The organism is Nibrella saemangeumensis (genome assembly GCF_039541915.1).
GTDB lineage: Bacteria > Bacteroidota > Bacteroidia > Cytophagales > Spirosomataceae > Nibrella > Nibrella saemangeumensis.
Genome location: NZ_BAABHD010000084.1, coordinates 41,730 through 68,021, shown reverse-complemented (window position 1 = coordinate 68,021; position 26,292 = coordinate 41,730). Strand labels below are relative to the sequence as shown.

At 53.9% G+C, this 26,292-nt stretch carries 22 protein-coding genes; 3 read left to right on the top strand and 19 right to left on the bottom strand.

The genetic code is table 11. The features are described from left to right. The first annotated feature begins 48 nt into the window (after positions 1-48). Positions 49-1,359 carry a sugar MFS transporter gene (locus ABD949_RS28030; RefSeq protein WP_345249378.1) on the top strand — a complete coding sequence of 437 codons (1,311 nt, stop codon included), beginning with the start codon at positions 49-51 and terminating at the stop codon, positions 1,357-1,359. Then, positions 1,325-2,488, top strand: coding sequence for an AraC family transcriptional regulator (locus ABD949_RS28025; RefSeq protein WP_345249376.1), 1,164 nt, complete (start codon positions 1,325-1,327; stop codon positions 2,486-2,488). The genes ABD949_RS28030 and ABD949_RS28025 overlap by 35 nt, the downstream gene beginning before the upstream one ends. A gap of 26 nt (positions 2,489-2,514) precedes the next feature. On the opposite strand, the gene ABD949_RS28020 is transcribed toward ABD949_RS28025, so the two are convergent. From ABD949_RS28020 to ABD949_RS27970, 11 genes are all read right to left on the bottom strand, one after another. After that, positions 2,515-3,087 carry a DUF4256 domain-containing protein gene (locus ABD949_RS28020; RefSeq protein ID WP_345249374.1) on the bottom strand — a complete coding sequence of 191 codons (573 nt, stop codon included), beginning with the start codon at positions 3,085-3,087 and terminating at the stop codon, positions 2,515-2,517. A 139-nt stretch (positions 3,088-3,226) separates the two neighbouring features. After that, a complete protein-coding gene (locus ABD949_RS28015; protein ID WP_345249372.1) occupies positions 3,227-4,027 on the bottom strand; it encodes an SDR family NAD(P)-dependent oxidoreductase in 801 nt (266 codons plus the stop codon). A 29-nt stretch (positions 4,028-4,056) separates the two neighbouring features. Then, complete coding sequence (locus ABD949_RS28010) at positions 4,057-4,413, bottom strand: nuclear transport factor 2 family protein (RefSeq protein WP_345249370.1); 357 nt, start codon at positions 4,411-4,413, stop codon at positions 4,057-4,059. A gap of 271 nt (positions 4,414-4,684) precedes the next feature. Further along, positions 4,685-5,005 carry a type II toxin-antitoxin system PemK/MazF family toxin gene (locus tag ABD949_RS28005; RefSeq protein WP_345249368.1) on the bottom strand — a complete coding sequence of 107 codons (321 nt, stop codon included), beginning with the start codon at positions 5,003-5,005 and terminating at the stop codon, positions 4,685-4,687. Continuing rightward, a complete protein-coding gene (locus tag ABD949_RS28000) occupies positions 4,998-5,228 on the bottom strand; it encodes a DUF2281 domain-containing protein (protein WP_345249366.1) in 231 nt (76 codons plus the stop codon). The genes ABD949_RS28005 and ABD949_RS28000 overlap by 8 nt, the downstream gene beginning before the upstream one ends. A 394-nt stretch (positions 5,229-5,622) precedes the next feature. Then, the gene (locus ABD949_RS27995; RefSeq protein WP_345249364.1) at positions 5,623-6,198 is read right to left on the bottom strand and encodes a TPM domain-containing protein; all 576 of its coding nucleotides are present in this window, start codon (positions 6,196-6,198) and stop codon (positions 5,623-5,625) included. A gap of 41 nt (positions 6,199-6,239) precedes the next feature. Then, positions 6,240-6,770 (bottom strand): dihydrofolate reductase family protein, encoded by a 531-nt coding sequence (locus ABD949_RS27990; RefSeq protein WP_345249362.1) that lies wholly within the window; start codon positions 6,768-6,770, stop codon positions 6,240-6,242. A gap of 23 nt (positions 6,771-6,793) precedes the next feature. Beyond that, on the bottom strand, positions 6,794-7,246 hold the full coding sequence (locus tag ABD949_RS27985; RefSeq protein WP_345249360.1) for a nuclear transport factor 2 family protein: 453 nt from the start codon (positions 7,244-7,246) through the stop codon (positions 6,794-6,796). 22 nt (positions 7,247-7,268) lie between these two features. Then, positions 7,269-8,219, bottom strand: coding sequence for an NAD(P)-dependent alcohol dehydrogenase (locus tag ABD949_RS27980; RefSeq protein ID WP_345249358.1), 951 nt, complete (start codon positions 8,217-8,219; stop codon positions 7,269-7,271). A 60-nt stretch (positions 8,220-8,279) separates the two neighbouring features. Further along, positions 8,280-9,182, bottom strand: a complete 903-nt coding sequence (locus ABD949_RS27975) for an alpha/beta fold hydrolase (RefSeq protein ID WP_345249356.1) — start codon at positions 9,180-9,182, stop codon at positions 8,280-8,282. A gap of 96 nt (positions 9,183-9,278) precedes the next feature. Then, on the bottom strand, positions 9,279-10,505 hold the full coding sequence (locus tag ABD949_RS27970) for a DegT/DnrJ/EryC1/StrS family aminotransferase (protein WP_345249354.1): 1,227 nt from the start codon (positions 10,503-10,505) through the stop codon (positions 9,279-9,281). A gap of 114 nt (positions 10,506-10,619) precedes the next feature. Here ABD949_RS27970 and ABD949_RS27965 point away from each other — a divergent pair, with 114 nt between their 5' ends. After that, complete coding sequence (locus ABD949_RS27965) at positions 10,620-11,948, top strand: hypothetical protein (RefSeq protein WP_345249352.1); 1,329 nt, start codon at positions 10,620-10,622, stop codon at positions 11,946-11,948. Positions 11,949-12,029: 81 nt separating this feature from the next. Here ABD949_RS27965 and ABD949_RS27960 read toward each other — a convergent pair whose 3' ends face one another. The 8 genes from ABD949_RS27960 to ABD949_RS27925 all read right to left on the bottom strand — a co-directional run bounded on the left by ABD949_RS27960 (position 12,030) and on the right by ABD949_RS27925 (position 26,184). After that, the gene (locus ABD949_RS27960) at positions 12,030-13,388 is read right to left on the bottom strand and encodes a PhoPQ-activated pathogenicity-related family protein (RefSeq protein ID WP_345249350.1); all 1,359 of its coding nucleotides are present in this window, start codon (positions 13,386-13,388) and stop codon (positions 12,030-12,032) included. A 43-nt stretch (positions 13,389-13,431) separates the two neighbouring features. Next, positions 13,432-14,703: a hypothetical protein gene (locus tag ABD949_RS27955; protein ID WP_345249348.1), complete on the bottom strand. Its 1,272-nt coding sequence runs from the start codon at positions 14,701-14,703 to the stop codon at positions 13,432-13,434. A 201-nt stretch (positions 14,704-14,904) separates the two neighbouring features. After that, on the bottom strand, positions 14,905-16,539 hold the full coding sequence (locus tag ABD949_RS27950) for a SusD/RagB family nutrient-binding outer membrane lipoprotein (RefSeq protein ID WP_345249346.1): 1,635 nt from the start codon (positions 16,537-16,539) through the stop codon (positions 14,905-14,907). Positions 16,540-16,562: 23 nt separating this feature from the next. Continuing rightward, a complete protein-coding gene (locus tag ABD949_RS27945) occupies positions 16,563-20,084 on the bottom strand; it encodes a SusC/RagA family TonB-linked outer membrane protein (RefSeq protein ID WP_345249344.1) in 3,522 nt (1,173 codons plus the stop codon). 61 nt (positions 20,085-20,145) lie between these two features. After that, positions 20,146-21,840: a SusD/RagB family nutrient-binding outer membrane lipoprotein gene (locus ABD949_RS27940; protein WP_345249342.1), complete on the bottom strand. Its 1,695-nt coding sequence runs from the start codon at positions 21,838-21,840 to the stop codon at positions 20,146-20,148. 13 nt (positions 21,841-21,853) lie between these two features. Next, positions 21,854-25,165, bottom strand: a complete 3,312-nt coding sequence (locus ABD949_RS27935) for a SusC/RagA family TonB-linked outer membrane protein (RefSeq protein WP_345249340.1) — start codon at positions 25,163-25,165, stop codon at positions 21,854-21,856. A 76-nt stretch (positions 25,166-25,241) separates the two neighbouring features. Beyond that, positions 25,242-25,460 (bottom strand): hypothetical protein, encoded by a 219-nt coding sequence (locus tag ABD949_RS27930; RefSeq protein WP_345249338.1) that lies wholly within the window; start codon positions 25,458-25,460, stop codon positions 25,242-25,244. Positions 25,461-25,653: 193 nt separating this feature from the next. Next, positions 25,654-26,184, bottom strand: coding sequence for an RNA polymerase sigma factor (locus ABD949_RS27925; protein WP_345249336.1), 531 nt, complete (start codon positions 26,182-26,184; stop codon positions 25,654-25,656). Positions 26,185-26,292 lie beyond the last annotated feature (108 nt).

Here is a 26,292-nt window from a genome sequence, read left to right as displayed (position 1 = left end):
GAGGATTTACCAGTAGGGACGGAAACTACGAAACCGTCCCGCAGCCGTATGAGCCGTAACACGTGGATTGTTATCCTGATTCTGTTAATCTTTTTTGTCATCTCGTTTCTCAGCAATATTCTGGGGCCGCTCATCCCGGATATCGTGACCAGTTTTGAGCTTAGTATCGGGCTGGCGGGGTTTCTACCCTTTGCGTTCTTTGTGGCCTACGGCGTTATGTCCATTCCGTCGGGTCTGCTGGTGGAGCGATACCGCGAAAAACGGGTGATGATCTGGGCCTTTCTGCTGGCTTTTACCGGAGCGCTGCTGTTTGCCGTCTTGCCCAGCTTCGCCGTTGCCCTGCTTTCGCTGTTTCTGATCGGCATCGGCATGGCTATGCTGCAGGTGGTGATCAATCCGTTGCTTCGGGTTGCGGGTCGGGAAGAGAACTTTGCTTTTAACTCGGTGCTGGCCCAGCTCTTTTTCGGCGGGGCTTCGTTTCTGAGTCCGCTGCTGTACAGTTACCTGGTGCTTAACGTGCACTCCGGCAACACCTCCCCTCTCATCAAGCTGTTTAACAACCTGGTGCCGGCGGATCTGAAATGGGTATCGCTGTACTGGGTCTTTGCGGTGATTGCACTGCTGATGGTGATGGTGATCCGGCTGGTCCGGTTTCCGCAGGTAGCGCTTAAAGATGATGAGCGAATCGATACCGGCAAAGCCTTTAAAGACCTGCTTGGCAACCGGTACGTGCTGCTGTTCTTCCTCGGCATTTTCGCCTATGTGGGTACCGAGCAGGGCATTGCCAACTGGACCTCCAAGTTTCTGCTGACCTACCACGGTGTCGATCCGGCTACGACCGGCGCTACCGTCATCTCGTATTTCTGGGGACTGCTCACCATTGGCTGCCTGCTGGGGCTGGTGCTGCTCAAGATCTTCGATAGTCGCAGGGTGCTGATGCTGTTCACCATCGGCGCTATCGTGGCCCTGCTGGCGGGCCTGTTCGGCCCGCTGAATGTAGCGCTCTACGCGTTTCCGCTGACCGGCTTCTTTGCGTCGGTGATGTGGTCAGTCATTGTGTCGCTGGCGTTAAATTCGGTGCCGCACCACCACGGTACCTTTTCGGGTATCCTGTGTACGGGTATTGCCGGAGGGGCGGTGGTTCCACTCATCATCGGCGGCCTGGGCGAACTGGTGGGCCTTCGCCTGGCCATGCTCTTTCTGCTGATTACCCTCGGATATATTCTCAGCATTGGCATGTGGGCCCGGCCGCTGGTCAACAATGCGACCGTGACAAGTTTTAAGGATTTATTCCGGCCACGTACCGACACTGCAACCCCCGCCCATGAACAAAATCATCCTGCTGATCGACTTCGCTGAGGAATACAGCAAACAGTTGCTAAAAGGAATTACCCGCTACTCCAAAGAGTATGGTCCCTGGGTGTTCTGCCGCATGCCCCTATTCCACCGGGAAACCATAGGTATCGACGGTATTCTGGAATGGGCTACCGAATGGGAAGCCAATGGCATTATCGGGCAGCTTTACAACGGTAAGGACATCGACAAGATCGTACAGGCCGGTATACCCCTTATCGCCCAGGACTTCCAGGAGCGCTTCGACACCATTCCGAATATCACCGGTGGCTACCGGGAAGCCGGCATTATGGCCGCCGAATACTTCCTGAAAAAGGGCTTTAAGCACTTTGCGTTCTATGGTTTTCAGGACATTGTCTGGTCCCGCGAACGCGCCCAGGGCTTTGAAGAACGACTGAAAAAGGCCGGCTACCCGGTACAATACTTCGACCACCACCGGGCCGAATCGGGCGATTTGTGGTACTACAAACCCAGCTCGCTCAGTAAATGGCTGAAATCCATTCCCAAGCCCATCGCGATTCTGGCCTGCGACGATCGGCAGGGGCAGCAGATTACGGAGGCCTGCCGCCATTCCGGTATTCACATCCCCGGCGAGGTGGCGGTGCTGGGCGTCGACAACGACGAAATGCTCTGCGAACTTTCCGACCCTCCTCTGTCCAGCATTGCCCTCAACGCCGAGCAGGGCGGCTATGATTCGGCGAAGCTGCTGGACCACATGATCCGGCATGGCATGTCGGGGTATTACGACATTATTGTCAAGCCCATCCAGATTGTTACCCGGCAATCCACCGACATCTACGCCACCAACGACGATCATATTGCCTCTACGCTGAAGTACATTCACCAGAATATTGAACGGAATCTGCAGGTAGATGAGGTGGTGCGGCAGGTACCTTTATCGCGACGATCGCTGGAGCAGCGGTTTCAACGGATCACCGGCTACCCCATTTACAAATACATCTATAACCTGCGGATGGAGAAGTTCACGCAGAAACTGCTGGAAACCGACCAGACCGTGTTTGAAATTGCCCTGGACATGGGCCTCAACGACAGCAAGAACATTGCCCGCCAGTTCCGGCAGGTAAAAGGCTGCACGCCCATCGAGTACCGCAATAAGTACCTGGCGGGGAAGTAAGGGCCCTATGGCCGCCCGCGCAAAACTCAAACTCGTAGCAAGCCCCGGAATCCCCTTATGGCATAATAGGACTGTGCTCCATTGTGATACACGAAAACCTGACCGTAGCGGTATTCGGCGAAGAGGGCACCGCCGAGTTTCCGGATGTCCGCCGGTGATTTTACCCAGCTCGACGTTTTGGTATCAAAACGGCCAAGCGTCTGCAACTCGCGGTATTGTTCTTCCGTTAAGAGCTCAATCCCCATGGCCGCAGCCAGATCAACCGCGTTGTTTTCCGGCTTATTCTCTTTCCTCGACTCAAGCCCTTCCCGGTCGTAGCAAACGCTCCGGCGACCTTTGGGGCTCTCCGCGGAACAATCTACGAACAGGTATTCGCCCGTCGCCTTATCTTGACCAACCACATCCGACTCACCACCCGTCCGTTCCATTTCCTGAAGCGACCACAGTTTCTCAGGATTAGCCTCCAGCCTTGTTTGAACATCCACCCACTCAATACCAGCATGGCGGTGCTTATTTTCCTCAAAACGAGTTCTCAATACGCTGAGCAGCTCTTCACGTTGTAGGGATGGCAACTCTTTGTTAGTGCTGGGTGTGGTCATGGTAGATTGGGGAGTACTTATGGTGACTTTAGCTTTTTGGGGCTTAGCGTTTGTCCAGGAATTCAGAGCACAAAGCTTCAAATTTGCACGTCAGCCCGCCTGGCGCAAAATCGGGGTTGTGCGTTCGGCTTCGCTTTAGTTAGGAATCTGGTTTTGGGCCTTTTGACAGTATAAATCGCATCAACCCAGGAGACCATCGTTGCAACCATACAAATAGTTTGCCGTGTGTAGTGAACACATACGTTCTCTTTCGATTTATCATAGCCTTTACCATGACTTTTGCCGCTTTATCAGTAGGCCACATTAACTTTGATGGACGTGGGTCCGGACGTTCAGGATGCCAAACGCCGTCATTATCAATTCTGGCAATTTCCGAAACCACAAATCCGGGATGCAACGTGGTACAACTCACACCGGTACCCATTAATTCAACCTGCAACGTCTGACCAATGGAGTGTACGGCAGCTTTTGAAGCACCGTATGCGCCTAGATTTGGGCTAGGGAGATATGCACCCACACTACCTACTAAACCAATCCTTCCCTCGGTCTTCTTTAAGTGTGGCAGGGCGTATTTAACCGTTAAGGCTAATCCTGTAACATTGCCCTGTAATTGTCTGTTCCAGTCGTTGGCGGTTAGTTTTTCCACACTGCCAAAAACACCAAAGCCGGCATTCGCTATAACAACATCCAAACGCCCCCAGGCTGAAATGATTTGTTGGACTGCATTTTCTATAGAGGTTTCATCCATTATATCACACGGTATCACCAGTGCTTCCCCACCGGAGTGCCGAATATCGTCTGCTACTTTATCCAATAATTCTTTACGCCTGGAGGAAAGACCTACTTTATAGCCTAATCTTGCCCATTCAAGAGCCATAAATTTACCAAGGCCGGATGAAGCACCCGTTATCCATACTACATTATCTTGTGGATTTGCCATGTTATTCGTCTCTCCTCATTTTGTGATCTTCACTTTGGCTTGGTTTCTATGACAAATGCTTTCAATTCAGCCATCTTGCCATCACGAAATCGCCATATGTCACAGTAGGAATAGTCAACCATCTTGCCCTGTTCGTTCTTCATTCTAATTGTGCCAATTGCGGTAACAAAATCACCTTCAGCAATCAAATTTTCAACTACAAACCTTGGAGGCTCCACATAAGCCATTGCCATGTAGTGTCGAACAGCATCCTTGCCCCGTAGAACTTTATCACCTATAAATACCCATTCGGTGTCTTCAGTGCAAAAAGAAAGAAAGCCCTCATTATCGCCTTTCGTGATCGCTGCGTTTGCTCTTTCTAAAATGGCTTTATTACTCTCACCCATGTCAATATTTCCTTTGATGTTTAATCAGTCGTGAGGAATTAGTATCTCGAAAAATTGCCTCTAACGAATAGGGCTTTGTGCAGTAGCGGTATTCCGTGTTCCGTCTGCCCCGAACCGCTGGTGATAAATGCACAAAAGTTGATGTTTATTTCTGTCGTCCACCTGCGTTTGCTCAGCCGAAACTGCAGATGAACAGCGAACGAAAAGTTGATGCTGCGTTTCGTTGCCCCGCTATTGCACAAAGCCCCATGTTGCCTGCATGTGCTTCTCGTCAAGGTAGCTGCAAAAACTGCTTGAGTTTTGTGTTCAATTCACTCACTTCCTGTCCGGAAAGTCTGCCCAACAGCCCTTTGGCTAAGGCTTTGTCTAATGTTGCAATTTTCTTTGTCCGGATGAGTGAAGGTTTACGCAAGCCATTTGTTGCACTCGGTGTCAGCAAAACGTCTGTCGCTTCCTGCCAACCCAATTGTGTCGTGATGAAGCAGACCGTCAGGTCAAGGCTCGTGTCAGCAAGAACGACGGCTGGTCTCAGTTTAGAGCCGCTTAATTCTGTAAAAGGAAAGGTGATGAGTACAATGTCGCCTTTAGCCATTGTACTTTTCTTTTAAGTCCTCTTCTGTGTAGAGGTCTTCTTCGTCATTTAAAAAGTCAAACGCCTGGCTGTTAGCAGTCAGCCACTGAATGCCTTTTGAGATTTGTTGCTCCTCGTATTGTCTCATCATGAATTCGGCAAAATCAGAGATTTCCTCCGCTTTTTCTTCCGGCAACTGATTGATTGCCTTTAACGTCCGTTCTATGATTGCTTGTCGGGTCATGCTCAAAAGATTGTTTTCAAAGTTAACAGATTTTGTCTGCTTACACTCTCACGCTGCTTTGCAGGCAACTCGTAAATATGCGAAAGTTTTCCGGGCCACCGGGCGGTCGTACCTTTTGCATTAATTTGCACTTTAAAAAGAACAGACTGCACTTTAAGTGTAGTGCTTATTTAAATTAGCACTACAGCAATTGCGTAATACCTGTGGGTAAGTTACGCCTTTTTCAGATTTAAGGAGTCATATGGCCTTCTGAATTTGCATGTTCAATTGGCTATATTGACAGCATAGCCGTAGCATCTGAGGTTCTTCTGCTGAAAGGGCGGTTGTTGATAAAACGGGTATTGGCCGCCAGCCTGGGCCTTGTTTATAAGGCTCATAGCCGGAGAAGAACCAATTAAGAATTGACCGGTTGAGATCTGCCTTCGAGGGTAGCCATTAGCACCGCTAAGCCATTCCGGGTTCCCTCAAAATAGAGGTCTTTTCGGAAAAAAGGCAGAAAGGCGGTGTCGACAATGAGCTTCGTTTCAGCGTCCGAGATAAGTTTCTCAATCCCATATCCGTTTTGTATCCTCATCCTTTTGTGGCCCCGGCTGATTCCTATCACAACGCCCTTGTTTTTCCCGGTTTGCCCAACGCCCCAGGTATTGGCTACCCGCAGGGTAAACGCGTCCAGGCTGTCCCGCTCGGTCATTACCGTATCGATGGTAAAAACCGCAATTTCTATGGTTGTCTTTTCCGTAAATAACGCAAGCAGGCTATCCAGCGTTTTTTCTTCTTTGTCCGTGTATAGATTTTCGTAATTATTCACGTAGCCCTTACGCTCAGGAGGGTTTCGCCGGTACTCCTCCCGCAACGACTGTACCTGATCGTCGGCTTCCTGAGACGCTGATCGTTTTGACTGACATGAAACAATACTACAGCTTGTAAACGCAAGCAGAATCAGCAAGGCGAAGCATTTTAGGGAGGTCATTCGCTGTCGAGTCATTCGATCTACCAATTGTGCGTTGCGTCTTAGGTCAGAGCGTAGGTCAGGGACACCAGTCCGGAGGAGTAGGTTTTTGTGTCCAGCAGGGTTAGGGGCATTCGTTTGGTTAGTGGGCCAAACAGTGGTTTACCAGAACCTAGTAGATTGGGATGAACGGCCAGTGAAATTTCGTCGACCAGACCCAAAGCCATCAGGGAGGCCGTCAGGCTTGCCCCTCCAAAAAGCCAGATGTCCTTACCGGGTTCATTTTTTATCCGTCTCACTTCAGTTTCTATATCTCCGTTTATGAGGATGACGCCCGGCTTTACTTCGGGTAAGGTGTTGGAGAAAACGTATTCCTGCAGTTTTGGGAAATCGGGCAGCGCTCCGTTGTCCATGGAGTCTGCCATAGATACGGTAAGCTCGTACGACTTACGCCCATAAAAGACACTATCGATCCGCTCAAAAAAGGCAGTCATTCCGTAATCCTGGTCGGTGAAGCACCAGTCGAATTCGCCGTTTGGGCCTTCAATAAAGCCGTCCAGGCTAACAGCTACCTGCAGAATGAGTTTTCGCATTATTAAGAATTTTAAAGATACCGCTACTGGCATATGATCGAAGCATGTCTGGCAATCTGCTGCCACTTGCCTTTTTTCTTCATCCAGATATTCGTGAATCGTCTTTTATAGGGCTGCCCTGCCTTAGCACCAGGTATGTCATTTCGGGATACAAACGTCTCGTGCCCCATTGTAATCACAACATCTCCCTGAACCTGCATCTGCTCAATCACCCGGTCAAACGTGCTATAATTAATCAGGCCGGCTTTTTGCGTCTGCAGTACAGCAGCCCGGTTGACAGAAATATCGTTTCTGGGATTATTTACCAGAAACTCCGGGACCCAGACTTGCTTCAGGGTCGTAGTGTCCGCATTCAAAATTGCCGTCACAACGGTTTGTTCCAATTGTCTAATTTCAGCTTCTATCCGGGCAGAGGGCTGTCCATGACAACATAGGGCTGACGATACAAAAGCCGTTAACCAAAAGAATCGTTTCATATGGAGGGTGTTTGCCTGGTTGCTATCCTTCCCAAACCATCGCCACTTTTCCCCTTGTATGCATGGCTTCAATATAGCGAATGGCTTCCGGAATTTCTTTGTATGAATACGTTTTCTCAATATGAACCTTGATGTCACCACGCTGGATTAACGCAGCCAGTGTTTCTAAATCGGTCGTATTAGCTTCGGCCGTGAACTGCGCCAGGGGGAATTTACCAACCGCTGCGTTTGCAAGCAGCGTAACCATATGGCCTATGGTGGTGAAACCGACGGTGACACCCCGTTGCCCCATGCGTTTGTAATCCTGGTACGTCAGATTGCCGTGCGTGTCAACCACGAGGTCGTATCGTCCCTGGTGGTGATGAATGCTTTCGGTATCGTAGGCAATAACCTGATCGGCCCCTAAGGCCCTTACAAAGTCACTGTTTCTACTGGAACAGACAGCGGTTACGGTAGCCCCGTAGGCTTTGGCAAGCTGCACCGCAAAATGTCCGACACCCCCTGAAGCACCGTTGATCAAAACCGACTCACCCTTTTTGAGCTGCCCATGCTTAGTAAGCGCCTGCAATGCCGTTACCCCGGCGATGGGAACACTGGCCATCTCAGTAAAACCGGCTCCTTCCGGCATGAGGCCACACACACTGGCGGCTACACAGGTGTACTCAGCAAAAGCCCCGCCTTTGAGGGTCTCGCCAAATACCCGATCACCGGCTTTAAAATGCGTTACATTGTTGCCTACTGCTTCTACAACACCGGCAAAATCGGCCCCCAGAATTTTATCGCTGGGTTTGAGCAAGCCGAACGTGAACCGGGCGAACAACGGTTTGCCCCGAAGAATATGCCAGTCGGCGGGATTGGCTGAGTTGGCTTTAACATTCACCAGGATGTGGTTATCCTTCACCGACGGCCTGGCTACCTCTTCCAGTTGAAGTACGTCCGGCCCGCCATATCTGGTTTTCGTAAAGGCTTTCATCGTAGAATTTCATTTCCCTTAATCACCCGGTGACCATGTGTGGAACCGTGGAATATTTGCCTATTCGTAATGCCCTTTCAATATAGCTTTATAATCGGTCGGGTTGTGCAGCCAGGGAATATGGCCGCTGTTTTTAATGGTCATGACGGTGGCGGTCGGATACCGGTTGATGACGAAGTCTTTGCTCGTCTGGTAAATATCCTGATCGCCGTACACGATCGTGATCTTGTAGCCGGGAGTTTCCTGCCTGGCCAGACGCGGATACTTTATAATTTCCGGTCTGGTTTTGTTGATCGGCTCCGCTTTCAGATTATCAAAGTCGATGTCCAGATGATCGGTATCGATGAACTCATCGTTATAGTTCTTCATCACCTGGGTAAACAGGCGGCTGTAGGCTTTATCGCTACCCAGCATGCCCAGCAGGTTGTTCCAGCCCATAGCGGTCCACTGCCAGGCCGTACATTTGGATTTGTTGAGCGCCATGACCTCTTTCTCGGTCTGTTGCCATTCGGCATTGGTACCTGAACCCGGGCAGCACAGAAACAGGCTCAGCAGGTTTTCGGGGTGCTTGTCGGCGTAGATCTGCGCATACAGGCCGCCCCACGAGTGGCCCCACAGATGAAACTTGTCGAGGTGGTAATACGCCCGGATGGCGTCTACATCGCTTACATAGGCATCCATCGAATAGTCTTTGCTGACGCAGGGCGAGTTGCGGGTGCCCCTCTGGTGAAAGGTGATGACCTGAAAGTTCTCTTTCAGACTATCAACGACCTCCAGTAGATCGCTCGGGAAACCTGGCCCTCCGTGCAGCAGGAGGATGGTTTCTTTGGTTGGATTGGGATAAATCGTGGAAAACAACTTATCGCCTTTGTTGTCAATTAGTGTTGTCACGTACGCTTCGTTCGCCTGCGCTTTCGTAGTCAGCGATACCAGGACCGTTACTCCAAACATTAGCCGTCTCATCGTTAAAACTGTTTCAGTGATGTAATGAGACAAAGGTGGGAGTCTAACAGCGGAGAGTCGTTATCATTTGATAAAATCGTATTTCTCTTATGCTCTTCAGGCCACCACCCGCTGAATCTTACGGATAGCCTCCGCAAACAACTCCATATCGGCCGCCGTACCCAGCATGGCGTGCTGAAAGATCCAGACGGCTTCGTCGCGGCAGGCCTGCTCGGCTACCGGGCAGTAGACCTGGCTGTAATCCACCGTCTCCGGAATGGCGTAGCACATGAAGTTCTTCTGCTGAAAGAGCGGTTGTCTGTAAAGTGGGTGCGGGTATCCGGCCGAGCAGGGAACGCCTTCGGCCGCCAGCATCTCTACGAACCGCTGCTTCGGCAACTGCCCAAACGCAGCCGGGTCGTAGCGGAACATGTAGAGGTGATAGCAGTGGAGCGTTTCGCCGAGGTCCCGACGCATGGGCGTGATGCCGTCGATGCCGCTGAGCAGTTCGTTCAGCAACCGGCCGTTGGCGTCGCGGATTCGGGTCTGTTCTTCCAGTCGTTTCAGTTGTTGCGAAAGCAGCACGGCCTGCATCTGGGTGATGCGGTAGTTGCAGCCGGGGTTGTAATGGTCGTACCACTGCCCGCCTTCAATCCGGCCGACGTTGCGCAGCGAGGCCATCATGCGGTAGAGTGCTTCGTCGTTGGTAACGACAATGCCGCCTTCACCACTGGTCAGGTTCTTAGACGACTGAAAGCTGAAACTACCCACATCGCCTATGCTCCCCAACTTTCTGCCCCTGTACTCTGCACCATGGCCGTGGGCGGCATCCTCGATTACCCGCAGTTTATGCCGGCGGGCAATGGCCATGATGGCGTCCATATCGCAGGCCTGCCCGGCAAAATGCACCGGCACAATCACGCGGGTGCGTTCGGTAATAGCGGCTTCAATGGCTGCGGGATCGAGGTTGTAAGTATCCGGATCGATATCGACAAACACCGGCACGCAGTTCACCTCCAGCACGGTTGAGGCTGTGGCGATAAACGTGTAAGGCGGCACAATTACCTCATCGCCCGGTTTGACGCCACAGGCCATCAGGGCCAGTCGCAGCGAAACCGAGCCGTTGACGCAGGTGACGGCGTACCGGGTGCCGCAATAGTCGGCAAAGGCCCGCTCGAAGGCTTCGACCCGGTCGGCGCAGTCGGGGTCACCCCATTTGCCGCTGCGGACAATATCGGCCACGGCCTGCACGTCGCTTTCGTCGTAGACCGGCCAGGGAAAGCTTCGGATAATGGTCTTTGCACCACCGTTTATGGCTAAGGAGTCGATCACGTTCTGTTCCATTGGTTACCTGGGTATTGCTGTGAGTAGTACGCTGGTGTGCGGCTGATAGACTATTGACACACGTTGGTTTCTCCCAAAATAGCCTTTTTGCTCCTATCTTCAGTATTATAGGCGATGGACACCAATGATCTGATCACCAGCACGCATCCGGGAGTCGTTCAATCAGGCTCGCCCGGTAAGCGCCTATTACCCGGCCTGCTCCTGGCCGGTATGTCGTTAGGAACGGCCTGGGCCATCCGGGGGCAGTTCGGGCACGAACAGGGTGCGGCCTGGGCGGGCTCCATCGGGGCGCTGAGTGTCGTGCTGATCGCGAAACGGGCCGACTGGTATAACAAGGCGTTTAAGGTCACGCTGGCCGCTGCGCTGGGCTGGGGCATTGGCGGCATCATGAGTTACGGAAAGATTGTTGGATTCGGCCGCGCTACCGATTTCGGAAATGTGTATTACGGGCTGATGATGCTGTTTGTCGTCGGTGGTCTGCACGGTTTTCTCGGCGGTGGTCTCTTCGGCCTCGCCCTCTCCGACTCCCCGGCCAGGCGGGTAAAATGGCACCAGCTCATCATCGAACTGGTGGTAGGGGCCTTGCTGCTGTACTTTTTCCTGGTTGAGCAGTGGGGCTGGCTGATGACGCCCCCCCGGTCTGAGTTGTGGGCGGCCTGTCTGGGTATGGCGCTGGCGCTTAGCTGGTACATGGCCCGCCATAATCAATCCTCGGCGTTTCGGGTCGCGATCTTCGGCGGACTCGGCGGTGGCTTTGGCTTTGCTTTCGGCAACTTCCTGCAGGTGTTGGGTAATGCAGCCGCCATTCCCTTCAACTTCTGGAACGTAATGGAATATTCCATTGGCTTCTTCGGCGGTGTCGGCATGGCCTACGGTACCTTTACGTCCCTTTGGCCGACAGCCACAACCGACCAGGTAAAACGAAACAGCATCCTCTTTCCGCTGTTGATGCTGGCGTTAGTCATCCCCTTCGTCGTCTGGGAGCAGTCATTTGAACGAAAGCGACTGATGGAGACCTTCACTCCCTTACTGAGCAGCGATGCCGGGCCCGTGTCCCAAACGGTGCAACTTTTGGTGATGGCGCTGGTCCTAGTTACGGCGGGCATCTGGATCAGGAAATACTACGCTGAGCAAGCCTCCCTAAGCTACACCGGCATCCGGCTTTTTTTTCTGAGCCATTTTAGCCTCTATACACTCCTGAGCCTGCTGATAACCGGAGCGTTTCTGAGCCCCTACCGGCCGGAGCAGTACATTTACCTGGTGAACCTGCTCATTATCGGGTTGCTGATTGGGAAAGCCCGGCACGGCTTTTCTCCCCATGGCATCAAAGCGGGTAAGTGGGCGACTGGCCTAGCCATTGTGGTCATCTTCATCGCCATTCTCGCCATGATCCTGATCAATTCCCACGAGGAGATGACGGGTGCGCAGCGGAGGTTTGAGTAACACAAGACGTTGGATTTTGGACGCTGGATATTAGACTTGGATATTTTTTTGTCTAACGTCCAACGTCCAAAATCCAACGTCTCACTTCAAAAACACCTCGTCATTGTCCGTCAGAAACATCCGGGTGCTTTCGGTATAGGTGCCGCCATTGGGTGCCTTGTACTTTAGATCGACATAAAACGCCTTGTAGCCGGATGTAGGATAGGGTTCCACAAACTCCACTTTCGGCTGGTTCCTGGCACCGAGGCTACGGCTTTCCCACTTCTCGTCCTGAAATATTTTGTCGTCTGAATCGGCCGACCAGACAATAGCTTCTTCCAACAGGTCGGGCGTTGTCTTCACCGACAGCTTTACGCCTTCTTTAGTCTGGCTGGCATTCCATTGACACACCGGATAATTCTGCTTCAGCATGGTCGTTCCGAAAAACGCACTGAGGCCTTCGAGCGCCTGCCGCTTATCGCCCAGGCCGTGGCCCGCGTTCGGTACGTAATGAATCAGGTTCTGACCCGGTATATCGTCGTAGTAGTGCTTGATGGCATCCACCGTCCAGTACTCATCGTTGGTTCCCATAAAGATCATCTTCGGCTGGGTCAGCTTCTTCCGGTACGAATACGGATCGATCATCTGGTTAATGGCGCGACCGCCCGGTGAGGTCATGGCCTCGGTCAGACCCAGCGCCACGTAATCCTGAATCTGCTCACTGTACTTGTTCCAGGAGTCGATCTGATACTTCAGGTTTTTGGGCATGTTCAGGATGTCGATCACCATCGGGGCAATAGCCACCGCGCGGCTGTCCATGGCACCCGTCAGCCAGGTGGTCCAGCCGCGCTTGGACGCGCCGGATACCACAAAGCGGTTGACGGTATGGTTCAGGTTTTGTTTCGCAAACTCCTGCACGGCGTCCATGCCGCGCACGGCGCTTTTCACCATCGGGAACAGCAGCGGCCAGGTGTAATCATTGTCTTTCCGGAAGTTGTGGAGCGTATACGAAATTAAGGCGTCCTCGGTCAGGTTGTCGTAGAACGGCTGGTTGGGCGTTTGCCGCAGCACAGCCACAATGGCTTTGTTTTTGGCCGCAACAGCCCCGAAAGCAATGGCATCGCCCTTGTTGGTGCTCCAGTTGGGCTGTTCGCTTTTGTTGGAACCGCCAGTGATAAACAGTAACGCTCCGTCGTGGTTGTTCTCTTTTGGCACCAGCACGGTCAGTTGATGCCGCCAGGTATGCTCCCGCCATTTCTGCGAGGTCAGCAGCAGGTTGTACGCCCTGATGTCGCCGACATCAAACGAATCTTTCACCTCCCACTGAAAGGATTTATCACCGTTGTTGAGATAATGCTCCAGCGCATTGGCCGGATTGGTGTCTTCACGGTGCGTCGCATCAAATCCGAAAAAGAACAGCGTCGTGCAAAGAACGGTTAGCATAAGAACTCTTCTGGTCATGGAATTTAGGGTTTACAGGAAAAAAGAGTTTAACGATTTGGGGCTATTTGGCGGCTGTGACGGGTTTGGGGCTTTCGGCCAGCCATTTCAGCACGGCGTCCATATAAATCTCCCCGGTCATTTCACCCAGGCTGGTGCGACTGATGTAATCGTAACGTTTAAAGCTGTTGAAATCTACTTTGGTCAGGATATACCCAAAAGCATCGTTGGTTAAACCGAACAGGAACGGATATTTCGTCGGCATATGTCGCTTGACGTAGTACCCGATGTTGGGCAGTGCTTCTCCGGGAATGGTGAGTACCTGCGCCTGACCAATGGTCAGCAGGTTGATCTGCGCGGCCACTTTACCGGTCGAACTCAGCTCAAACTTCAGCGGTGACTTTTTGATGATGTACCGCATCATCTCCGAATCCACCGGAAACTCAACGGTACGGGCCGCACAGGAGAGCGCCGGATTTTCCAGCACTTCGGCCGTGCTGACAATCCGCAGGGCTTCGTCGGCCAGCAGTTCACCAATCCGGATGCACTCTTCCCATGTATTGGCCTCCTGACCATTTTCCCGCCGGACATCGGCCGTGACCATACCGCCCTGGGCTCCGTTCATGAAAATAGCCATACCACCGGCTTTGGCTTCGATGCGGTCGTACAGGGGGCCGCACAGATCCGGACTCAGAATGCCTTTGCCGGAACCCAGTACCTCCGGATGGATAGCGTAATTGACAAGTGTGGCGATGGCTTTCCCTTTGTTCTTCCCAGCGGTACCGATGGCCTGGATGACTCCGCAGCGGGGGTCGTAGAGCTGGTCGGCGTAGTAGTTGTAAGCGATCTTCCCTTTGGCCTCCCCTACCGCAATTTTCAGCGAAGCCGGTTCCAGTTTCCCAACGGCCTCATTCACAGCATCGGCAATGAGTTTCACGCAGTTGTCCAGGTACGCCAGATCAGCCAGCGAGTTGCCGTTCTGGTCGGGAAAGCCGTAGGCATCCGGCGCACTGTGGGTGTGCGTAGCCCCGATCAGCACATTCTCCGGCGGAATACTTTTGATCAGCGCCCGCGATCTGTTGCCCAGCGCCGACGGCCAGCCGATATTGTCCACGCTGACGATAGCGATCCGCGTTTGTCCCTGCTCCAGCACCAGCGCCCTGGCAAACAGATCACCTTTCTTCTCTGTCGCCTTTTTCGGCGTACCGACCCCGCCCGAAACCGGCAGCAGCGGATTGGGCGTGATCACGCGCATGGCGGCACCCACCCGGAGCGATTGGGCAACGCTGCTGCCTACGATGAGGAGCAGCGCAACTATAACAAAAGTCTTTTTCATAATTACCATTAAGGGTTGGGCACCGCTTGCCAGCGACTCTTGTTCGTCCTCGACTGTGTCGAGCGACGGGCGAGGTGCGCGTCTGTGACGCGATTAGAAAATATTCATCTGAATCAAAATCGCGTCACAGACGCGCACCTCGCCCGCCACGCGATATAATCGCGGGCGAGCGGTGCGAGCGGTAGTCCTTCAAGCAGTAAGTTACCAAGGTTTACCCGTCCCCTGCAAGAGCCAGGGCTTCGACCATGGACTATTTTTGCCGTCGGCTTCTGAATAGGTCGTCTGCTCCAGGCGGTTCATGGCCGCTTCGGTGTTCGCCTTGTTCAGATTCCGCTCGTCGAGCATATAGTAGAACCGGACCGGCAATACCTTCCGCTTAGCCTGCGGACCGGCTTTCAGGTCCGGAAAACCCGTCCGGCGGTAATCAAACCAGGCTTCGGTGGCGGCCGTCCAGCTGGCGATCCACTTCTGCTCGATGATCTGCTGAAGCGTACCGGCATAGGCAACGCTTTTCTGCGCGATATAGGCGTTATATGCACTGCTCAGCCCCCAGGCATCCAGCGAGGCTTTCACCCCGGCATCATAGTGGGCTTTGGCATCGCCGGCGGCCCAGCCTTTCAGCGCGGCTTCGGCCAGAATAAACCGCACCTCAGCCGCCGATACCAGCCGGGCTTTCAGCAGCGGTCCTTTTGCCTGCTTATAGATGTCGTTCAGCCACGATACATGCGGATTGTTCGCTCCCTGTTCGGCCGTAGGGCTCAGGTTGTACGTGGGACCACCGATAATGGCGATTGGCAAACCGACATAATTGGGATCGGTATTGACTTCCTTACCGGCTACCTTATCCGGCGACAGCAGCCGCTTGCCCCCTTCTATTTTGTCGGTGCCGGCGGGCAGGCTCGGGTCTACCACCAGCGGTATCTGCACTTTGTTGGCCCAAACGCCTAGTCGCGGGTCGTTCAGCGCCTTTAAGGCGTCAACGAACGTGGCCGCCATTTTCAGCCGCCGGTAGTTGCTGGCGCTGGCATCGTAGGTAGTGTTGGCCGGCCAGGAGTCGTTGTTGCTGTTACCTGCAAACGGCATGGCGGCATCATCGGCGGCTGCCAGAATCAACGGGTATTGCGCGGGGGTGGCCACGATCTTTTCAATACCCGCTTTGGCCACATCCGGCTTCTTGCTGGAAATCCGCATCAGGTAACGGAGCGCCAGCGAGTTGGCCAGTTTCCGCCATTTGGCCGGGTCACCGTTGTAATAGACATCGGCAGCATCGACCGTGCTGGTGTAATCGGCCCGCGGTTTAGACAACAGCGTATTGGCTTTTTCCAGATCAGCCAGAATGCCCATGTAGATCGTTTCCTGGGGATCGAACACCGGGAAGGTATTGGCCCCTCCCCCGTCGGCCCCTTTCAGGGCGTTGGTGTACGGGGCATCGCCCCACAGGTCGGTAATCAGCCCAAACACCATCGACTTCATCACCAGCGCAATGCCCTGCTGCAGCTCAAAACCCAGCTGCACCGAGCGGTCATACACAAACTGGTTGTCGCGCAGAATGTCGTAGTAACGACTCCAGCTCTGGCTGCCGCCCCAGTCGTATTCATTGTGGCTACCCACCCAGCCGTCTTTCTGGGTGTGCTGCATCACCCCGGCAATATCCTGGTAACCCAGGTCGACAAACGCTTTACCGGTTTCGGTCAGCACCGTCGACAGTACCAGGTTGGGGTTCGCTTTGGTCGGGTCTACCCCGTTCGGATTCTTGTTCAGTTCGGTCAGGTCTTTGCAGGAAAAGACCGAAAACAGGGCGACCGTCAGCAGTAGTTTATAGTTGAAACTTTTCATGGTTTTCGTCGGTTCGTGTGGGCTTAGAAAGTTAAGTTGAGTTTAAAGCCGACCGGAATCACCCAGGGCGTGACGTTGTACCGCTCAATGCCTTGTTTGAACTGGCTGCCCCCTCCCTGCAAACCCGCTTCCTGCTGGAACGCCATTTCGGGGTCGATGTTGATCTTGGCGGCCGTCCACAGAATGATGTTCCGGCTATAGACGGAGACATTGGCGTTCTGCATCCCGATCTTCCGGATCAGGCTCACCGGTAAGTCATAGCCCATGGATACCTCGCGCAGCTTCAGGTACGACGCATCGTAGAGGAACGCCCGCGTAAACGACCAGGCCGTGCTGCCGGCAAACGGCAGGATCTGCGTACCGGGACCACCCAGGTTTTCCTGATAACCCGTCGGATTACCACTGGCGTCGTAGCCGGTGGCGATGACGCCCGGAATAAACGTACCGCCATGGGGCAGGGTGTACGGTCCGTATTTAAACGGATACCCACCATAATCGGGCGTGGGTCCGCCTACCAGCGGGAAGTAGTTACCATGAATCTTGATCAACTCCTCCTGATTGGCGACCAGGTAATTGCGCAGCGCATCGCCGGTCAGGCCGTTCGGGTTGATGAGCTTGTCCAGAAACAACTGCGACCGCCCGTCTTCTTCGCCGTAGCGGTAGGTCTGGGAAACAAAGTCGCCCCCGTTGCGCCAGTCGAAAGACATGTTCAGGCTGAAGCCCCTGTACGAGAGCGAGGTCTGCGCACCCATGATGAATTTTGGATTGAAGTTCCCGATCTTGTTACGGGTGTTAATGGCATCAATCGACTGCCACTTACCCGTTTTGTCCAGCAATGGATAACCATAATATGGCGACGATTTGTCGGTAACCGTCACAATCTGCGCATCGTAAATATCGCCGATCTCTTCGCCCACGTACGTCCACGCCCCGCCCTTGGCATCGGTCCAGAGGGTATAGTAGGGCAGATCGTCCGACAGGGCTTTGATGCTGGTACGGTTGCGGGTCAGGTTGGTATTGACATCCAGCCGCCAGCCGTTGTTTTGCAGCACCGTGCCGCCCAGCGATAGTTCAATTCCCTTGCTGACCAGCAATCCGGCATTGATGTTCTTGGACGTATACCCCGACGAAGGCGGCAGTTTGGTGCTCAGGATCTGGTTGCGGTTCTCTACCTGGTAAATGGTTGCTCCCAGCCGCAGCCGGTTGCGGAACAGATTCAGGTCGACGCCGGCTTCGTACGAAGTAGCGATCTCGGGTTTCAGATCCGACAGCAGCAACGTCCCCGGCACCGACAAACGCGGAACACCCGCCCAGGTTCCGGCGTTGTTCAGCGTGCTGAGCAGCATATACGGGTTCGCATCGTTACCTACCTGCGCGTAACCGCCCCGAAGCTTCAACAGGCTGATGGCATCGAAAGTGGGAAACAGCATCTCGTTTACCAGCATGCTCAGCGACGCCGACGGGTAGAAATACGAGCGGTTGTTGGCGGGCAAGGTACTCGACCAGTCGTTGCGGGCGGTCAGGTCCAGGTAGATCATGTCTTTGTAGCTCAGGTTGGCCATACCGTACACGCTGTAGATGGCCCGCTGGAACCGGTTACTGCTAAAGTCCAGGTTCTCGGGCAGGATGTTCTGGATCGTGTACACGCCCGGCACAATCAGGCCGGTACCGTTCCGCGAGGCATTCGACACGTTTCCGCCTTTCTGGTAGCGGGCATTTCCCCCGCCGGATACCGAGACGCCAAAGCCTTTAACGTCTTTGCGGTAGGTAGCCAGGAAGTCGGCATTGGTTTCCAGATTGCTGAGGTCGATAATACCGTAGGCCCCCCGCGGATCGTTGGTGTAGCTATTGGCGATCTTCATCTCACGCTGCTCCTTATACGTATCCAGGGCGTAGCGGCCCATCAGGCTCAGTTCGGGGGTAATCTGCCAGTCGGCTTTCAGGTTACCATACACCCGGTCGCGCACGAAACTGTTGTTGACTTCGTACGCCAGAAAATACGGATTGTTGAAAATGCCCTTGAATTGCGACCGCTGCTGAAGTCCTTCCTGCCCCGGCAGCCAGTAGTCTTTCAAGGCCAGAATATCGGTATGCGGAGACACATTATAGGCCCACTGCAGGGGATTGGTACCCCGGTTACCAGCCGGTCGGTTGTTGGCGTTGTTGCGGCTGATGTCCAGGTTGGTGCTCACGCGAACCTTATCGCTCACCCGCAGGCTCGAATTGAGATTGAAGGTGTTTCTGAACAGATCGGAGTTTGGGATGATTCCCTTATGCGACATATTGGAGTAGGACAGCCGGTAGGTAATCTGGTCGGTATTATTGGCCACCGAAACCCCGTTGGTCGTTGTAACCCCGGTCTGCACAAAGTTCTTTACATTATCCGGGTGGGAAACCAGCGGCATCGCAATGGGTTTGCCGTTGGCGTCCAGCGGGCTGTTCCACTGCACCTCCGAATAGCCTTTGTCCAGGGCTGCCCCGTAGGTAGCGCCCACTTCCTCCTGCACGAGCTTACCGAACGGATTGCTGAACGGTGTGCCGCTAATACTGGCCGGGATGGCGGAATATTGTCCGGAGCCAAACTGCGTCTGCCACTTCAGAAACTTGAAGGGTTTGTCGAAAACAGTGCTGGAGTTGATGGTTACGGTTACCTTCTTAGTTTTAGACCCGCTTTTTGTTGTGATCAGCACCACGCCATTACCCGCCCGCGAGCCGTACAGGGCAGCTGCGCTCGGCCCTTTCAGAATAGAAATATTTTCAATATCGTCGGGGTTCAGGCCGGAGATGGCGTTGCCAAAATCGACTCGGTTGTCGTTGCCCACCTGACTGATGTTGTTCAGCGTGTTGGCAATGGGTACGCCGTCGATGACAAACAGCGGCTGGTTGTCGCTGCTGAGCGAAGTGGCACCCCGGATGACCATGCTCACCGACGAACCCGTTCCACCGGTCGAACTGATGGTAACACCAGCTACCTTACCCGCTAAGGAGTTCAAGACGTTTTCCTGCACCACCCGGTTCAGTTCTTTGCCTTCTACCTTGCCAACCGAATAACCCAGCGACCGTTCTTCGCGCTTGATACCCAGAGCCGTCACAACGGCCTCCTGCAGGGTCTCAGCGCTTTCGGTCATCGCCAGGTCAATAACATTTCTGTTACCCACCGGCACCTCCTCCGTTACGAAACCAATGTATGAGAAGACCAGCACCCGGTTGCTGCCGCTGACGGTCAGGGTGTAACGCCCGTTCGCGTCGGTGGTGGTCCCCATCTGCGTACCTTTGATAACCACGTTAACACCCGGCATGGATGCCCCCGCCAGTTTGGTGGTAACCTGACCGGAGACGACCCGGTCCTGAAGCGGATTCGCCGTTCTATCCTGGCCGGGAGGACCGTAAGGACGTCCGGTAGCCCAGGCCACCGATAGCCACAGCAGCGCAAAGCTCATTAGCGACAGAAAACGCCAGAGCGTAGTCTTGGATGTAGACGTGTAGTACATAAAAATGGTTATGGGATTAGGAAAATGCGTATTCAGAAAAGCGGGCCAGCTCATACTTTACGGTAAAAAGGGTGGAACGTCCAGCATTCCACCCTTTCCGCTAACCATACGAAAATCACCAGGGCTTCCCGGTTCCCTGAACAATCCAGGGTCTTGACCACGGGCTATTTTTCCCGCGCTGACCGGAGTGCGGGGTCACCTCCAGCCGGCCCATAGCACCGTCGGCGTTTTTAGCGTTGAAGTTCATTTCATTGTCGCCATAGTTGAAGCGCAGCGGCAGTACCGGAGCCGGCGACGCCGGACCCGCTTTCATGGTGGGAAAACCCGTCCGGCGGTAATCAAACCAGGCTTCGGTGGCGGCCGTCCAGCTGGCAATCCACTTCTGCTCCAGTACCTGCTCCAGCGTTTTGTTAAAGGCGACGTTCTTCTGGGCGATGTAGGCCTCATACTTGTTACCGACGCCCCAGGTATCCAGTGAATTTTTGATACCGGCGTTGTAGTGCGTTTCGGCCGTACCCACGGCCCAGCCTTTCAGGGCGGCTTCGGCCAGGATAAAGCTTACCTCCGCGGCCGAGATCAGACGGGCTTTCAGGAGCCCCCCGCTGCTGCCCCGGTACGCTTCCGCCAGTTGGGAAACGTGCTGGTTTTCAACTACCTGACCCGGTGTCGGATTGTAGTTATACGAACTTGGATCGATCAGACCGGGCGGCACCCCTACGTACTCCCGGGTGTCCAGTTTACGGCCAAACTTATCCGGATTATAGTGGCGGGTAAACTTGGCTCCGGCCTTCACCTCCGTCAGGTATTTGGCATCGGTGAGCGATACGACACCCTGCTGAATAACGCCGTTCTTCCGGATAAAGGGATCTACCGCTACGTCCAGCGTGGGATCTTCTACCCAGCGAACGTACACGGGTGCAAACCAGACCGTTAGTCGCGGATCGTTATTGCTCAGCAAATTATCCATCAGCGTCTGCGCCGGCTTGCGTCGGCGGTATTCCGACGGGTCTGCCTGGAACGCAACCGCACCCGGCCAGGAGTTGGCCGCCGTGGCTCCGATGTAATTCATCGTTGCATCGTCGGCGGGCGTCTTCATGTACACCCCGGAGGTGTAAATGGCTTCAATACCCGCTTTCGCCACCTCGGGCATCTTGGCCGACACGCGCATGTAATAACGCAGCAGCAATGAGTTGGCCAGTTTCTGCCATTTGCTCATATCGCCGTTGTAATAGACATCGTAGCCGGTCCGGTAGCCAGTGTTGTCGCCGGAGGCAAACAGCGCCGAGGCAGCCTTCAGATCCTCGATAATACCCTTGTAAATAACCTCCTGGCTATCGTAGGCCGGCTGGAGAAAGTCATTGGAGACGCCCCCTTTCACCGCATTTGTATAAGGCGCATCGCCCCATAAGTCGGTGATGAGCCCGAAGATGAACGACTTCATCGTCAGCGCCACGCCCTGGTGAAACTTAAAGCCGGACTCCACAGCGCGTTGGTGCAGGAAGTCATTGTTCCGCAGCAGGTTATACCAGCTGCTCCAGTCCTGCGGGCCCCAGTCATAATGGTTGTGGCCGCTGAACCAGCCGTCTTTCTGCGTGTGCTGGACCACCCCGGCAATATCGTTATAGCCGAGTTCCAGATACCCCATAGCCGCGCCGGTCATGACCGTAGGCATCAGCATATTAGGGTTGGCCGTCGACGGGTCTACCACATTCGGGTTTTCATTCAGTTCCGTCAGGTGCTTCTCACACGATCCCAACAGCACCACGGCCAGAACGAGAAGAGATTTAGAAAATAAGTTCAGGATTTTCATAGCTAAACAGGAATTAAAGGCTGAAACCTAACTTAAAGCCCACCGGAACCGTCCACGGCATCACGTTCTGGAGTTCGATACCCTGGCGGAAACGACCACCGTCGGCCTGGAAAGCCCGCTCCGGATCGATACCGATGTTGGCAGCCGTCCACAGGATCAGGTTCCGGCTGAATACCGATACATTGGCGTTCCGCAATCCGAACAGCTTCGGTATGTCGTAGCCCAGCGAGATCTCCCGCAGTTTGACGAAGGAAGCATCAAACGTAATCTGCTTGTTGTAGCTCCACGGGTATAGGTTGGTAATCGGATGGACATTGGTACCGGGACCGCCCAGATGTTCCGTGAACGATCCGTCGGCGTTCTGAATCACACCCGGAACAAACCCGCCGTCGTATTCCATGATACCGTCGTTGTTGGAATCGTGCGCCATACCGCCGGTAGCCTGCGTATACCCCCCTACCCGCGGGAAGTTGCCGTTTACCGGAATAATGTACTCCTGGGGATTCGACTTCAGCATGGCGGCCAGTTCGGTCGGCGACATCAGACCACCCTGGATCAGGTTGTTGACCTGCCGCTGCGACTTCCAGTCAGATTCGCCGTAGCGATACGTGTAGGACTGGAAGTTACCGCCATTCCGCCAATCGAAGCTGGCGTTCAGGGTGAAGCGCTTGTAGGACAACGAAGCCTGCCCACCCATGATAAAACGAGGGTTGAAGTTGCCGACTTTCTCCCGCGCCGAGCGGTCATTGACGGGAATCCAGCCGCCATTGCGGTCCAGAATCGGCCAGCCGAAATAGGGTGAAGCCGCGTCTTTTACCGTTGCATAGCCCCGGCTGTAGATGTTTCCGATCTCTTCGCCAACATAGGTAAAGGCTCCGCCGTTGTTATCGTCCCATAACTGGTAGAAGTCGATGCCCGGTGCCAGTTCTTTGATGGTCGTGCGATTGCGGGTGAAATTGACGTTCAGATCCAGACTCCAGCCTTCCGGATTCCGGAGCGGACTGCCGCCCAGGCTCAGTTCCCAACCCCGGCTGGCCAGCATACCGGCATTGATCAGCTTGCTGTTAAAACCGGATGAGGTCGGCGTGGTGATACTCAGGATCTGGTTTTTGTTCTCTACGTAATAGTAGGTCCCTTCAAACCGCAGCCGGTTATTGAACAGGCCCAGATCAACCCCAAATTCGGTTGAGGTAGCGATCTCAGGCTTCAGCTGCGGGTTGAGCAGCGTACCCGGTACATTGGTCGTAATGAGTGAGCCCCAGGCACCTGTTCCCAGCGCCGGCACCAACTGATACGGAGCGGCATCGTTACCAACCTGCGCCCAGCCGGCCCGGAACTTCAGCAGTGATACGTTCTGTGGCATGCGGAAAGCGTAATTCGCCAGCCAGCTCAGGGAGGCCGATGGGTAGAAGTACGAGCGGTTAGCGGCCGGCAGGGTGCTCGACCAGTCGTTGCGGGCCGTCAGATCCAGATACAGCATGTTCCTGTAGCCCAGCGACGCCATTCCGTAGAGGCTGTAGATAGACTTCTGGAACGTCGAATTGCCAACACTCATGGCCGAGTTCGGTACGTTGCCGATGCGGTAAAGACCAGGAATGGTCAACTGTGTACCGCTCATGAACGATTCGCGGTAGTTCTGGCTCATGTAGTTACCACCACCGGATACACTCACATCAAGGTTGCTGATCTGCTTCCGATACGTCACCAGGAAGTCAGTATTGGTCTCATGGCGGGCAATATCCTGCAGGTGGTAGCCCCCGTTGCGAGCCCGGGTGTAGCTCCAGGGAATTTTGGTCTCACGGTTTTCGACAAACTGGTCACGGGCAATCCGGGCAAAGGCCGTAAGCTCCGGAGTAATTGTCCAATCCAGCTTTACGTTACCGTAGATGCGGTCTCGTACAAAGCCATTGTTGATGCCGTATGCCAGAAAGTACGGGTTATCTCCATTGGTCGACGGTGCCCGTTGCTGAATATGCTCGCTGCCCGGTAGCCAGTAATCTTTCAGTTCATCGACATTAACATGCGGCCAGATATAAATGGCTTCCAACGGGTTAGCTCCCCGGTTAGCGGTTGACGGGCGGTTGTTGGAATTCGACCGCACAAAGTTCAGGTCGGTGTTCAGTTTAAAATTCTTGCTGAGGTCGAAGGTTAGCGCGGACGATAAGCCATTGCGGTACAGGTCCGAATTAGGAATCAAACCTTTATTCAACATATTATTAAACGACACCCGGTAAGTGGTACGGTCGCCCGAACCGGCAAACGCCAGGTTATTGGTCGACGTGATACCAGTCTGCAGGAAGTTCTTCATGTTATCGCGGTACGACCGAAGTTCCGTCGGTGTTTTGGTCCCGCTGGCATCGGTCGGGCTGTTCCACTGTACAGCCTTTATTCCGGCATCCAGTTCCGGACCCGCCCAATAGGCCGAGCTTTCATCGAGCCGGGCGTTGCGGTTACCAGATGCATAACGGTAGTGGAAATTCAGGTAGCGGTACGGCTCCTCAAATACGTTACTGGTTGAGAACGACAGGCCGGGGCCTCTCCCTTTTTTACCTTTCTTGGTGGTAATCAGGATTACTCCGTTACCGGCCCGTGAACCGTACAGGGCCGCTGCGCTGGGGCCTTTCAGTACCGAAATGGTTTCGATGTCCTCCGGGTTCAGGTCGGAGATCGCGTTACCGTAGTCGACGTTGTTACGGTCACCCATCTGCCGCAGGTTGTTCAGGCTGTTGGCCACGGGCACCCCGTCGATGACAAACAACGGCTGGTTATCCGTAGTGAGTGAGGTAGCCCCCCGGATAATGACGCTAACCGACGAGCCCACCCCGCTGGTCTGGTTGATGGTTACCCCCGGCACGCGGGCCGACAGGGCGTTCAGCACGTTCTCCTGGGCAACGTTGACAATATCTTTCCCCTGCACCTCACTGACGGCGTAGCCCAGGGCCCGTTTCTCACGCTTGATACCGAGGGCGGTTACGACGGCCTCCTGCAGCGTGGATACGCTTTCTTCCAGTGAAACATTGACTGTATTACGGTTACCAACGGCTACCTCCTGGGAGGTAAAGCCGATGTAGGAAAATACCAGCACCGGATTATCACCCCGTACCTCCACGGTGTAGTCGCCGGAAATATCGGTGGTACTTCCCATCTGGGTACCCTTCAGAATAACGTTTACCCCCGGCATAGGTACGCCATCGCGTGATCCGGTGACCTTACCGGAAATGGTTCTTGTGGATTGGGCCAAAGCCAGCGAGCAGCAAAGCACGGCCAGAAGCAGCGCGGCTGATAGCCGCCTTAGCACTCGTGGGATGGTAGCGGTAGCGTCCATAGCGTTTTCGTTAAGTAGTTGATCAATCTGTTCATATCAAAAGGTTTACGGCATTCACTACTGATGGTAATTTCCTTTACTCTGAACCATTACTCCTCTTCCAACTTGTCAGGCCCAACCGCTTTTCCTCCTCATCCTGCCGGACCAATCCCATAAAATACTGTTCAAGGTATTGGGTGTATTCGGCCAGTCGGGTGTCGTTACCCAAACCGGCCAGAAACTCATCGAACTCCGCCCCGGTGAGCCGATTTGCCAAAAGCTGTTCAATTAAAAACTCGGCGCGGGACCCTGGCATATTACCCCTGAGTTTAGTTTGCCTATAGTACGGCACCACCCCCCGAAAGGACTACTCGCTTACCGCATATCTTTACGGACTTTTAATGAAGTGGGTAACCAACGCCGGCCCAAAAAAAAGCAGCGCCCATACTGACGCTGCTTCGACTACTACATATCATACAAAATGAGAAGGCCATTTCCCGGCCTGTTGGTTACAGAGCTGCAAAATCCAGTTTCTCCCGTAAAAGCTGCCGGGCCTTCACCAGCTGATTTTTTACGGTGTTTTTTGATATGCGCAGCAGTTCGGCAATTTCCTGGTACGACTTACCCTGCTCGACATTAAGTTTCAACACTAGTTTCCGCTTCGTCGATAAGCTGTTCACAGCATCCTCCAGCAACTCCATTCGCCTTTCCTCCTCTTCGCCTTCCTCTTCCCGTATGTTCTGCATCCGCTGCCAGTACCGCTCCCGGAGCAGCTGATCCTTCTCCATTTTCTTCAGATGGTCAAAGACCATGTTGCGCAGGCAGGTAAACAGGTACGAATGGAAGTTGAGTTCCGGATTGATTTGATGGCGCCGGTCCCAGATTTTCAGAAATACCTCGTGGACCATGTTCTCGGCCTCTTCTTCATCTTTCAGAAGCGAGATGCAGAAACGTAGCGCCGGAGTCCGGTATGTAATATAAAGGTCCGCAAAAGCGGCCTGATCGCCCTGTACGACTCTGGTGAGGATATGTTGGTTCATAGTAGCCATGGTTTAGGAAGCCCATTAAGTCAAACGTATGGTTCTGGAAAAGGTCAGTGGCAACAAAGCGTAGGCGTCGGATATGTATCCTAACTAAAGGTAAGCAAT